The sequence below is a fragment of the Chloroflexota bacterium genome, assembly GCA_018829775.1.
Lineage (GTDB): Bacteria > Chloroflexota > Dehalococcoidia > Dehalococcoidales > RBG-16-60-22 > E44-bin89.
Map to the genome: position 1 here is coordinate 1 of JAHJTL010000007.1, position 10,442 is coordinate 10,442.

Here is a 10,442-nt window from a genome sequence, read left to right on the forward strand (position 1 = left end):
GATCATATCCTGGAACTTTTCCGGAGCGATGAAATGGTAATCAATATGATTGCGCTCTCCGGCGCGTCGCAAACGTGTGGTTACGGTTGTAATGTACTCCAGGGGATATTTGAACTCCTTCATTCGGTTGAGCAGAGCATCTTTCCCAACTCCTGAAGGTCCAGAGAGAATGATAAGCAGCGGTTTCTTGGGTAAACTGAGCGGAGGGCTTCGTCTACGGCTCATCTCTTTCGTCGCTTTGCTCCAGTTTCATTCCAGAACTGGAACGAATTGCCTGAAGCCTGCCGGCAATTGTTTCTGGAGCAAGCGCGGCCTGAATAACATGACCGCTATCAATAAAAATAACGACCTTGGTTCTTCGGCCATTGGTCATATCAATAAGCTGGCCCCGGGTTTTCGCCTCCTGCACCGTCCGCTTGGTCGGTGCTGAGTTCGGTGCTGCCATAGCAATTACCCGGCTCATCACCAGTATGTTACCGAATCCGATATGAACTAATTCCATATTCACCGGTGTCCCCCTCAGTTAATAATTATTAATAAAGCTATCATTTAACCCGATATTTCACGTATCGCTTCGTAGCAGCACCGTAAATGGCTGACATTTAGGGAAAGTACACCTCATAAGCTATCACTTGTCGTCGTGCTTGTCAAGGGATTATAAATACTTCTTTCGCTCTACTTATTACAAATTTATTAAAAATCCAATCGAACCATTACTTTGGTAAGGGGCAACCCTTTTGCGGTGGTTTCGTGAGTGTATTGCAAGGCAAGTCCGCTTTCGGATTGCATTTCTCGTCTTCTTATGCTATTATTACTTCTGGTATTCAACAATACATGACCGTTTGCGTAGAAATGAGCCTCCTGGTGGTTCGAGCGGGGTGGCACCACCCGTTCCCATCCCGAACACGGAAGTGAAACGCCCCAGCGCAGACGATACTGAGGGGGCAACCCCTTGTGGAAAATATGCCATTGCCAGGAGGCTTCTTGACCATCGCTCGTCAGTGATTTACACTATAAATTAAATGATGACGGACAGTATAGCTAAGGAGAGAAATGTCCAGCAGGTTTGAAAAATTCTCCGAGCGAGCGCGGCATGTGCTGACCATCGCCCAGGAAGAAGCTCGCCAGATGAACCACAGTTACATCGGCACCGAGCACGTTCTTCTTGGCCTGGCTCGAGAAGAGGCAGGAGTCGCCGCCAAAGTACTGACCAACCTGGGCGTCAGCCTGAACAAAATACGGTCGGCGGTGGAATTTATCAGCAGCCGCGGTGAAAGACCGAGCACCGGAGAGACCGGCCTCACTCCCCGTGCCAAGCGTGTCATTGAACTGGCCATAGATGAGGCACGGCAGCTCAGCCATAACTACATCGGTACGGAACACCTCCTCCTGGGTTTGCTGCGTGAGGGAGAGGGCGTTGCCTCCGGTGTGCTTGACAGTCTTGGGGTTACCCTGGAGAGGGCGCGTGCTGAAACCGCGCAGGTTCTCAGCCAGGGAGTGCCTCGTTCCAAGGCCGGTCGCGGGGCGAGCCGAACGCCGGCTTTAGACCAGCTCGGCGTTGACCTGACGGCTGCCGCTCGCGCCGGTAAACTTGACCCGGTCATCGGACGGATAAAGGAGATCGAGCGGGTTATCCAGATTCTCAGCCGCCGCACCAAGAACAATCCTGCGCTTATCGGTGAGCCGGGCGTTGGCAAGACAGCCATTGTGGAAGGCCTGGCGCATCGCATCGTTGCCGGCGATGTCCCTGAAACTTTGGAGGGCCGTCGACTCGTGGCCCTTGATATGGGGTCGCTCGTAGCCGGTACCAAGTACCGCGGCGAATTCGAGGAGCGGGTCAAGAAAGTTATCGAGGAGATAAAAACCGCCGGTAACTGCGTGCTCTTCATCGACGAATTTCATACTATGGTGGGTGCTGGCGCCGCTGAGGGAGCGGTTGACGCTGCCAATATCCTCAAACCCTCGCTGGCACGCGGTGAATTGCGGTGCATTGGGGCCACCACTCTGGATGATTACCGAAAATACGTGGAGCGTGATGCCGCCCTGGAACGCCGATTCCAGCCGGTTCTGGTTGAAGAGCCCTCGGTTGAAGAGACGCTTGATATTCTGCGCGGCATTAAGGAGCGTTACGAAGAGCACCATCATTTAGCCATCAGTGAGGAAGCGCTGCAATCTGCGGCCACACTTGCCTCCAGGTACATTCCTGACCGCTTCCTGCCCGATAAGGCCATCGACCTGGTTGACGAGGCGTCGTCCCGGGTAAGAATCAAGTACCACACCATGCCCATCTCACTCCGGGAGGCCAAACAGCAGGCCGAGATAAAGCGTAAGGATAAGGATACCGCGCTGGCGGCCCAGGAGTATGACCATGCCGCTGAACTCAGGGAGCAGGAACTGCAACTTGAGGAGAATATTCGCAAGCTCAATGAGGAGTGGGAGGCAGAAAAAGGAGAGGACACGCCGTTGGTCACGGCGGAAAACATCGCTGAAGTGGTCGGTATGTGGACGGGCATACCGGTGGTACAGCTGGCCGGTGATGAAACGAACCGTCTGTTAAATATGGAAGAGGTGATACACCGTCGCATTATCGGTCAGGATGAAGCCATTAACATCATTGCTAAATCCATCAGGCGGGCCCGGGCCGGGCTGAAGGACCCGCGCCGACCGATAGGGAATTTCATCTTCCTCGGTCCGACCGGCGTGGGCAAGACGGAGCTGGTCCGTGCTCTGGCCGAATTTATGTTTGGCAACGAGGACACTCTTATTCGTCTGGATATGTCCGAGTTCATGGAGAAGTTCGCCGTTTCCCGACTGGTCGGTGCGCCTCCCGGCTACGTTGGCTACGAAGAGGGCGGGCAGCTGACCGAGGCGGTAAGGCGCAAGTCATACTGCTGCATCCTTCTCGATGAGATTGAAAAGGCGCATCCGGATGTGTTCAATCTGCTGCTCCAGATTTTTGATGATGGTCACCTGACCGATGCTAAAGGTCGCCGGGTTGATTTTCGCAACAGCATCATAGTCATGACCAGCAACGTTGGCGCCGAGATGATACGAAAAGGCACGGTGCTTGGCTTCACCGCGGGCACGAACGAGGCCAAGACGCGTGAGCAGGCCTATGAAAAAATGAAGGAAAACCTGCTCAATGAGATGAAGAAGACCTTCCGTCCCGAATTTCTCAACCGGGTTGACGGGGTGGTGGTTTTCCACTCCCTGACCAAGGAGCAGATACGCCAGATTGTCGACCTGATGCTGGTCTCGGTAACTCAGCAGCTGCAGGAGAAAGGCATCACTCTGGAAGTTACTGAGGTGGCCAAGGACTTCCTCGGTGAAAAAGGTTATGATGAGGTCTACGGTGCCCGACCGCTGCGGCGTGCCATTCAGGATATGGTTGAAGATAAATTGTCTGAAGACTTGCTCCGCGGTAAATTCCAGTCAGGAGATACCGTAGTCGTTGACCTGGAAGGGGACCAGATTGTGGTTCGTCCCACCACCGCGGTAGGAGCCTTAATGGGTGAGGAAAATTAATGTGTAAAAACCATACACCAGATTTTACTTTTGATAAGGGCGGTGGACGCAAAACGAGGTAGACCAGCCGCCCTTTTTAGTTTGCCAATTAAGAAAGGAACTCAAAATGGCACAGGAAAACGTACAGGTTCCCATCACCGGTAAAATCATCAGCGTGAATGTTAAAGCGGGAGATGCGGTACAAGAGGGCGATATCATCTGCATACTGGAATCAATGAAGATGGAAAATCCGATTCTGGCCCCAACGGGTGGCACCATTGCCCAGATTGGAGTGGTCGCTGACCAGACAGTGAAACCAGGCGACACCATCGCCGTTATTGAGTACGAGTAGGGTTAAATGGTTCTCAATTCATTGTTCTTTGCTTTTATTGCCTATGGCATTATGATGGTCATCGCGCTTTTCGTTGCGGCCATCATCAAGACCATTGCGCTCGTTGTCCAGAGAGGAGCAAAACATGCCGCTGCCGGTACCGATAAACAGGAAGGTTAAAAGCGGCCAATACCGATGCTGATTCTGCAGTTATTCCAGGGCGTTTACACCTTTTTCCTGAATGAACCGGCGATTGCCGGTGGCAGGCTGCTCCTGATTGCCCTCGGTTTCCTTTTTCTCTACCTTTCCTACAAGAGAATCCTGGAACCCCTTATCATGCTTCCCATGGGGATAGGGATGATAGCGGTGAACGGCGGCCTTATGATGTTCGAGGCTGGCCAAATGGGCAATCTGTTCATCAATCCTCTGGCCGGCAATGTGGAAGAGCTCATGTATTACCTGCAGATAGATTTCCTGCAGCCGATTTACACCTTTACCTTTAGCAACGGTCTGATTGCCTGTCTTGTCTTTATGGGTATAGGTGCCATAACGGATATTGATATACTGCTGGCCAAGCCGTATATGAGCCTTTTTCTCGCCGTCTGTGCTGAACTCGGCACGATATTGACCCTCCCCATCGCCATGGCCATGGGCCTTCCACCAAATGAGGCGGCTTCCATTGCCCTAGTTGGCGGTGCTGACGGCCCGATGGTTCTCTACGGCTCAATCATGCTGGCCCGAGACCTCTTTGTTCCGATTACGGTGGTGGCCTATGTTTACCTCGGCGTCTGCTACGCCGGCTATCCCTTACTGGTAAAAATTATCCCGAGAAGACTGAGGGCCGTGGAGATGGACTGGCGCACCATACCTCAGGTTGCTCCCGGAGCCAAGTTCGCCTTTGCCGTGATTACCTGCGGCTTCCTCTGCGTCCTCTTCCCGGTGGCAGCCCCACTCTTCGCCTCCTTTTTCGTCGGCCTGGCCGTCAAGGAGGCCGGCGTTTTGAGATTCATTGAATTCCTCTCCGGCCCGCTTCTGTACGGCGCCACCTTCTTCCTCGGCTTCACGCTGGGCGCCCTCCTCGGAGTCGACATCATCCTGAATCCCAAGGTACTGATTCTGCTTGTCCTCGGCGTCATCGCCCTCACGCTCTCCGGCCTGGGCGGCATCGCCGGAGGCCTGATATACAGCAAAATATCCAAAGAGCCGTTCAATCCACTGATCGGCATCGCCGCTGTTTCCTGCGTGCCGACAACGGCCAAGGTAGCTCAGAAATGCGCCGCCGCGGTCAACAAAAAAGCCATGATTCTGCCCTTTGCCATGGGGCCATGCGTGGCCGGCGTGATTACTACAGCTATCCTCACCGGCGTTTACATCAGCGGGTTCGTTGGCGAAACGCCCATTTTCTACAGCATTTTCGGCTCCTAGCACGCAGCTATCACCCCTTGCTTAATTATCGAAAATCGAGTAAATTCATTCTGTGAGCAAGTCGGATAGGCGCACCGTTTTCGTCTGCCAGCAGTGCGGCAAGGAAAGCCTGAAGTGGCTGGGACGCTGTCCCGATTGCAAGGAATGGAACAGCTTCACTGAGGTAACCGTTGCCGTCACTTCAAGAGCGCCACGCTCTCTTTCGCAAACCAGCCCTCCGCAGCAACTGTCTCAGGTCTCTACCGAGTCCGCCAATCGTTTCCCTCTGCCTATCTCTGAGTTCAATCGGGTGCTTGGCGGCGGACTGGTTCCCGGTACACTGGTGCTCATCAGTGGCGAGCCCGGCATCGGCAAATCAACGCTTCTCCTGCAGGCTTCGGCGGCCATGGCGGAGGGTAAGGGGACAGTAGCCTATGTCTCCGGCGAGGAGACACAGCGCCAGATAAAACTGAGAGCGGAAAGATTGAATATTACGGGCGATGGGCTCTACCTTCTGGCCGAGACGGACCTGGGGGTAATCCTGGAACAGATTGACCAGCTTTCTCCGGGTCTGGTCGTTATCGATTCCATACAGACCATTTACCTGCCAGAGCTCGGGAATACACCGGGCAGCGTTACTCAAGTTCGCGAGTGCACTCTGCGGCTCATGCACTGGGCCAAGCTCAACTCGGTCCCGGTATTCATCGCCGGGCACGTCACCAAAGACGGCACCATCGCCGGGCCGCGCATCCTGGAGCATATCGTGGACGTGGTGCTCTATTTTGAAGGCGACCCCTTCAGCGCGTACCGCCTGCTGCGCAGTGTGAAAAACCGCTTCGGCTCCACCAACGAAGTCGGCGTCTTTGAAATGAAAGAGCAGGGGCTGGTTGAGGTGGAGAACCCTTCCCTGGCTTTTATCTCCCAGCGCCCTGTGGAGGCGATAGGCTCGGTCGTCGTCTCTACCATCGAAGGCAGCCGACCGCTGCTGGTTGAGATTCAGGCGCTGACCACCTATACCAGCTTCGGTTATCCCCGGCGTACTGCCAACGGCGTTGATTTCAACCGCCTGCTGCTGGTTACGGCGGTGCTTACGCAGCGCCTTGGCCTGCGCCTCGGCAATCAGGATATTATGGTGAACGTTACCGGCGGCCTCAAAATCAGTGAGCCGGCGTCTGACCTGGGCATCGCGCTGGCCATCGCCTCCAGTTTCCGCGATAGCATTGTTGACCCTGGCATGGTTGCCATCGGTGAGGTCGGGTTGAGCGGCGAACTGCGTTCCGCCTCTCAGCTTGACCGTCGCGTTGCTGAGGCGGCCAGACTGGGTTTCAGGCGCTGCCTGGTGCCAAAAGTCGGTTCGGGGGTCAGCCGCCCGCCGAAAGACATCGAGCTTATTCCAGCAGGCACGGTGAGGGAAGCCATAAGCGCGGCGCTGTCGAAACCAAAGAAAAAATAAGCCTGTTTAACCCTTTTTATGAGTGTAACGTTAGAGTAGCTTATTTTTCGATTCTGTGCACTCTGAAGGATATTCCAGTCCGAGGGCGGGCATTCATAATTGACTTCGAAGATTCCATATTAATATAGGCGCAATTTCTTATTTACGCATTTGCGCAATTACTCTTCTATACAGTTCATCATCGGTCCTGACGCCGCGGACATCCAGCTTGCTCTGGCGGAAAGCCTGTACCATGGCCTCAATCAACCTGGTCTTGCTTATTTTCTTCCCTCCGCTGAACTTGGCGGCCGAGGCCAGGCTTTCCAGATAGCCGTCCTCCTCCCGGTTGAGAAATACGGACAGCTTTATCATCGTGGTACCGGTCGCTGCGATGGGCTGCTGCCTCGGTGGCGCAGCGCGTTGCCGTCTCTTCAGCACTGTTTCCTTTCTGCTTTCGCCGGTGAGACGGTCCAAGGCGTTTCCATAGGCAAGTTCTTCAGTTATGCTAGCCCGTTTCATTTCTCATCACCTCTTCGGTTAGTAAGCGGTAGGCACCGGCCCCTTCCGACTTAGGAGCGTAGGTCAAAATCGATTTCCCAACCGCCGGCGCTTCCTTGAAGCGGACGCTGGTCGGGATGATGGCATCGTAAATCCTTATCCGGTCGCCAAACGCCCGGCGGGTAACCTCCATAACCTCCTTGCTGTGCAGGGTGCGCGAGCTGGTCATGGTAAACAGAATGCCGGCGATATTCAACGATGAATTCAGGTTTTCCTTGACCCGGATAATCGTGGTCAGCAGGCGCACCAGCCCTTTCATAGCCAGAAAGTCGGCCTGCAAAGGGATAATGACTTCATCGGCGGCGGTCAGGGCATTGATGGTCAGCAGACCCAGGCTGGGCAGGCAATCGATAAGGATATAATCATATGAATGTCGTACTCCCCGCAGCATCTTGCTCAGTATGGTCTCCCGGTTTGCCGCATCCACCAGGTCAAGCTGTGCCTGCGCCAGCTCAATATTTGAGGGGACAATGTAAATGTTCGGGTCGCTGGTCGGGGAGACCACGTCTTTTATTTTGGTGCCCTTTTCACCACTGATAACGGCAGCCAGAACATCATATCCGGTACGCTTTACGTTATCCGGATTGAGCCCCACGCTTATGGTCAGGCATGCCTGCGGGTCCCAGTCAATCAGGAGAACGCGTTTACCATGCTCGCTCAAGCCCTCAGCGAGCGCAGCGACCGTGGTCGTCTTGCCCACGCCGCCTTTCTGGTTGGCAATACAGATAATCGGCATCGTTTATAATAATATAACGTAATTACGCAATTGCGTCAATACTCTTTTGCGTAATTGAGTAAATGCGCAACTAATTATCTGTATAGCATAAGGCAGGTGAAATACTGGAGTATGCGCATCACCCAAAGGGCGACCCGCCGGTGGTAGACCCTGGTTGGTCCGCTAAAACTTAGCGGTTATGGGGGATGATTCAGACAAAGCGGAGCGGCTCATCACCGATGCTCTCAAAGTGGTGGTGCTCGTTGGGAGGGATATAGACGACGCTGTCCTTGGCTATCTCTACCTCCCCCTGCTCTCCCTTCACGATGGCACGGCCGGAAAGTATCAGTACTTCATGTTCCCAGGGATGATTATGCGATGGCGTGGAGGAACCGGTCTTGACTTCGATGACACGCATGGCGAAGTTGGGTGCGCCGTCTTTATCCGTGATAACCTCGTGCATCACCGCACCACCATGCCCCTCCTTGGCCGGGGCATCCTCAACCTTGCTAACTTTCATCTGCGACCTCCTTGCCTGTATCTCTATAATATCGGGCGGCTGTCTTTGTTTTCAGCCCACCCCTCTCCTTGTATTCCGCCTCAACCACCATGGAGATGGGTTTTAAAAGCTGTACCAGGTCCTGCAAGACGCGGTTGACGGCGTGTTCCTGCAGTATGCCGACGTTGCGATAGGAGGTGAGATAGTACTTCAACGATTTCAGCTCGACGAGCAGGCTGCCCGGCATGTAACGAATCGCCAGCCGGGCAAAATCAGGCAGTCCCGTCCAGGGGCAAACGAAGGTGAACTCATCGGTCTCGTAGACGACTTCCGTTGCCGACTCCGGATACTGGAAGGCAATTGCCTCCAGCACCCCCACATCGATGGCCTCCTCGCCCTCTATGTCATATCTTCTGGTGGCATACTTATCAACCGTCATTTCTGTGCTCCTACACGGGACATTGTAGCACTATTTGAAATCAAACTCCAATATGTTAAACTCAATTTAGCCTTTTATTGAGATGCAGAAGTATGTCGGAAGAGAAGAAAGAGAAAGTCGGCGCGGTTATCGTTGCCGCCGGTAAAAGCGAGAGAATGGGCGGCATGGACAAAATGTTCGCCTCGCTCGGCGGGCAGCCACTTCTGCTCCGCACCACTCGCCCCTTCCAGCAGTGCTCCCGGATTGACCAGATTGTGGTGGTGGTGAGCGGGGAGAGAGAGACAATGTGCCGCCATCTGGTCACCGGCCCTGCCTGGTCCAAGGTCAGCGATGTCTGCCTGGGAGGGAAGCGACGCCAGGACTCGGTGGCCGAGGGCCTGAAACGTCTCGCTGACTGTGACTGGGTGGTCATTCACGACGGGGCGCGCCCGCTGGTTACCGTGGAACTTATCGAGCGGGGATTGGAAGCGGCAAGAGAGACCGGCGCCGCAGTGGCCGCCGTACCGGTAACGGACACGATTAAGGTCTCAGATGAAGACAGGACCGTGCACGAGACGCCACCACGTCGAAATCTATGGGCGGTGCAGACTCCACAGGTATTCTCTACTAAAGTGATTGGCGAGGCCTATGAAAAAGCGGATGATGACGTCACCGATGATGCCTCTCTTGTGGAGCGGCTGGGCTATAAAGTGAAGCTCTATATGGGCTCACATGATAATATTAAAATAACCACGCCCGATGACCTGGCGCTGGCGGAGATGCTCTGGCAGAAACATGGCAGGTAACCTTCGAGTCGGTATTGGCTATGACGTGCACGCGCTCGCTGTGGGGCGCAGACTGGTGCTCGGTGGCATTGAAATACCTTCTGACCGGGGCCTCAGCGGCTGGAGCGATGCCGATGTCCTGACGCATGCCATCATGGACGCGCTGCTCGGGGCGGCGGCGCTGGGAGATATCGGCCGACACTTCCCGCCCGGCGACCCTCAATACGAAGGTGTCTCCAGCCTGATATTGCTGGCAAAAGTAAAAGATTTACTGGCGGCAAACGGCTGGCAGGTCGATAACATCGATGCCACCATCGTTGCCGAGCAGCCCAAACTCAGCGAGCACATTAACCGAATGCGAGAGAAACTGTGCCAGACGCTTGAACTCGATGTCGAACAGGTCAGCGTCAAGGCTTCGACCTCAGACGGACTTGGCTTTGTGGGAAGAGGCGAGGGAATCGCCGCACTGGCTGTAGCCGCGCTCAAGGAGAAAGAATGAAGGCTTTTAAGCGTCCTGACCGGGAAAGAAAAAGGAGAAATGAGTGAAGGTTTATAATACCCTGTCCGGAAAGAAAGAGGAGTTCAAGCCCGGCGGCGATGAAGTGAAGATGTATGTCTGCGGCGTGACGCCATACGATGACGCCCATCTGGGACACGCCATGAGCTATATCATATTCGATGTCATCCGGCGTTATCTCAGGTACCGCGACTACAGGGTGAAGTATGTGCAGAACGTTACCGATATCGACGACAAAATCATTGACCGGGCGAATAAGCGCAACATTTCAACTGAGGA

Annotated in this window: 14 protein-coding genes and 1 rRNA gene; 9 read left to right on the forward strand and 6 right to left on the reverse strand. The window is 54.4% G+C overall.

The annotated features are described in order from the left end of the window. Both gmk and KKD83_00730 read right to left on the reverse strand, forming a co-directional pair. On the reverse strand, positions 1 to 225 hold a 225-nt coding region (gene gmk, locus KKD83_00725), incomplete at its 3' end, for a guanylate kinase (GenBank protein MBU2534676.1). Beyond that, a complete protein-coding gene (locus tag KKD83_00730) occupies positions 215 to 508 on the reverse strand; it encodes a DUF370 domain-containing protein (GenBank protein ID MBU2534677.1) in 294 nt (97 codons plus the stop codon). The genes KKD83_00730 and gmk, both read right to left, overlap by 11 nt. Positions 509 to 860: 352 nt before the next feature. Between KKD83_00730 and rrf the strand changes: the two genes are divergently transcribed. From rrf to radA, 6 genes are all read left to right on the forward strand, one after another. Then, positions 861 to 978: ribosomal RNA gene (gene rrf, locus KKD83_00735) — 5S ribosomal RNA — on the forward strand. 75 nt (positions 979 to 1,053) lie between these two features. Further along, entirely contained in the window at positions 1,054 to 3,525 is a 2,472-nt protein-coding gene (locus KKD83_00740; protein ID MBU2534678.1) for an ATP-dependent Clp protease ATP-binding subunit, read from the forward strand. 106 nt (positions 3,526 to 3,631) lie between these two features. After that, positions 3,632 to 3,856, forward strand: a complete 225-nt coding sequence (locus tag KKD83_00745) for a biotin/lipoyl-binding protein (GenBank protein MBU2534679.1) — start codon at positions 3,632 to 3,634, stop codon at positions 3,854 to 3,856. Positions 3,857 to 3,862: 6 nt separating this feature from the next. Continuing rightward, on the forward strand, positions 3,863 to 4,015 hold the full coding sequence (locus KKD83_00750) for a hypothetical protein (GenBank protein MBU2534680.1): 153 nt from the start codon (positions 3,863 to 3,865) through the stop codon (positions 4,013 to 4,015). 15 nt (positions 4,016 to 4,030) lie between these two features. Then, the gene (locus KKD83_00755) at positions 4,031 to 5,260 is read left to right on the forward strand and encodes a sodium ion-translocating decarboxylase subunit beta (protein MBU2534681.1); all 1,230 of its coding nucleotides are present in this window, start codon (positions 4,031 to 4,033) and stop codon (positions 5,258 to 5,260) included. A 52-nt stretch (positions 5,261 to 5,312) separates the two neighbouring features. Next, positions 5,313 to 6,692, forward strand: a complete 1,380-nt coding sequence (gene radA / locus KKD83_00760) for a DNA repair protein RadA (GenBank protein MBU2534682.1) — start codon at positions 5,313 to 5,315, stop codon at positions 6,690 to 6,692. Between the two features lie 138 nt (positions 6,693 to 6,830). On the opposite strand, the gene KKD83_00765 is transcribed toward radA, so the two are convergent. The 4 genes from KKD83_00765 to queF form a co-directional block, all read right to left on the reverse strand. Then, complete coding sequence (locus KKD83_00765) at positions 6,831 to 7,190, reverse strand: hypothetical protein (GenBank protein ID MBU2534683.1); 360 nt, start codon at positions 7,188 to 7,190, stop codon at positions 6,831 to 6,833. Next, positions 7,177 to 7,965: an AAA family ATPase gene (locus KKD83_00770; protein MBU2534684.1), complete on the reverse strand. Its 789-nt coding sequence runs from the start codon at positions 7,963 to 7,965 to the stop codon at positions 7,177 to 7,179. The genes KKD83_00765 and KKD83_00770 overlap by 14 nt, the downstream gene beginning before the upstream one ends. A gap of 190 nt (positions 7,966 to 8,155) precedes the next feature. Further along, positions 8,156 to 8,464 carry a cupin domain-containing protein gene (locus KKD83_00775; GenBank protein MBU2534685.1) on the reverse strand — a complete coding sequence of 103 codons (309 nt, stop codon included), beginning with the start codon at positions 8,462 to 8,464 and terminating at the stop codon, positions 8,156 to 8,158. Then, positions 8,454 to 8,882, reverse strand: coding sequence for a preQ(1) synthase (gene queF, locus KKD83_00780; protein ID MBU2534686.1), 429 nt, complete (start codon positions 8,880 to 8,882; stop codon positions 8,454 to 8,456). The genes KKD83_00775 and queF overlap by 11 nt, the downstream gene beginning before the upstream one ends. Before the next feature lie 92 nt (positions 8,883 to 8,974). Here queF and ispD point away from each other — a divergent pair, with 92 nt between their 5' ends. From ispD to KKD83_00795, 3 genes are all read left to right on the forward strand, one after another. Continuing rightward, the gene (gene ispD / locus KKD83_00785) at positions 8,975 to 9,667 is read left to right on the forward strand and encodes a 2-C-methyl-D-erythritol 4-phosphate cytidylyltransferase (protein ID MBU2534687.1); all 693 of its coding nucleotides are present in this window, start codon (positions 8,975 to 8,977) and stop codon (positions 9,665 to 9,667) included. Then, entirely contained in the window at positions 9,657 to 10,145 is a 489-nt protein-coding gene (ispF, locus tag KKD83_00790; protein MBU2534688.1) for a 2-C-methyl-D-erythritol 2,4-cyclodiphosphate synthase, read from the forward strand. Before ispD ends, ispF begins: the two co-directional genes overlap by 11 nt. Before the next feature lie 43 nt (positions 10,146 to 10,188). Further along, a partial coding sequence (locus KKD83_00795) for a class I tRNA ligase family protein (protein MBU2534689.1) occupies positions 10,189 to 10,442 on the forward strand: 254 nt, incomplete at its 3' end.

What these genes read in the sequence shown, in the direction of transcription:
- queF (MBU2534686.1), bottom strand. Translation starts at nt 8,882, where the DNA reads ATGACGGTTGATAAGTATGCCACCAGAAGATATGACATAGAGGGCGAG.
- KKD83_00750 (MBU2534680.1), top strand. Translation starts at nt 3,863, where the DNA reads ATGGTTCTCAATTCATTGTTCTTTGCTTTTATTGCCTATGGCATTATG.
- ispF (MBU2534688.1), top strand. Translation starts at nt 9,657, where the DNA reads ATGGCAGGTAACCTTCGAGTCGGTATTGGCTATGACGTGCACGCGCTC.
- KKD83_00775 (MBU2534685.1), bottom strand. Translation starts at nt 8,464, where the DNA reads ATGAAAGTTAGCAAGGTTGAGGATGCCCCGGCCAAGGAGGGGCATGGT.
- KKD83_00765 (MBU2534683.1), bottom strand. Translation starts at nt 7,190, where the DNA reads ATGAAACGGGCTAGCATAACTGAAGAACTTGCCTATGGAAACGCCTTG.
- KKD83_00770 (MBU2534684.1), bottom strand. Translation starts at nt 7,965, where the DNA reads ATGCCGATTATCTGTATTGCCAACCAGAAAGGCGGCGTGGGCAAGACG.
- KKD83_00745 (MBU2534679.1), top strand. Translation starts at nt 3,632, where the DNA reads ATGGCACAGGAAAACGTACAGGTTCCCATCACCGGTAAAATCATCAGC.
- KKD83_00740 (MBU2534678.1), top strand. Translation starts at nt 1,054, where the DNA reads ATGTCCAGCAGGTTTGAAAAATTCTCCGAGCGAGCGCGGCATGTGCTG.
- KKD83_00755 (MBU2534681.1), top strand. Translation starts at nt 4,031, where the DNA reads ATGCTGATTCTGCAGTTATTCCAGGGCGTTTACACCTTTTTCCTGAAT.
- ispD (MBU2534687.1), top strand. Translation starts at nt 8,975, where the DNA reads ATGTCGGAAGAGAAGAAAGAGAAAGTCGGCGCGGTTATCGTTGCCGCC.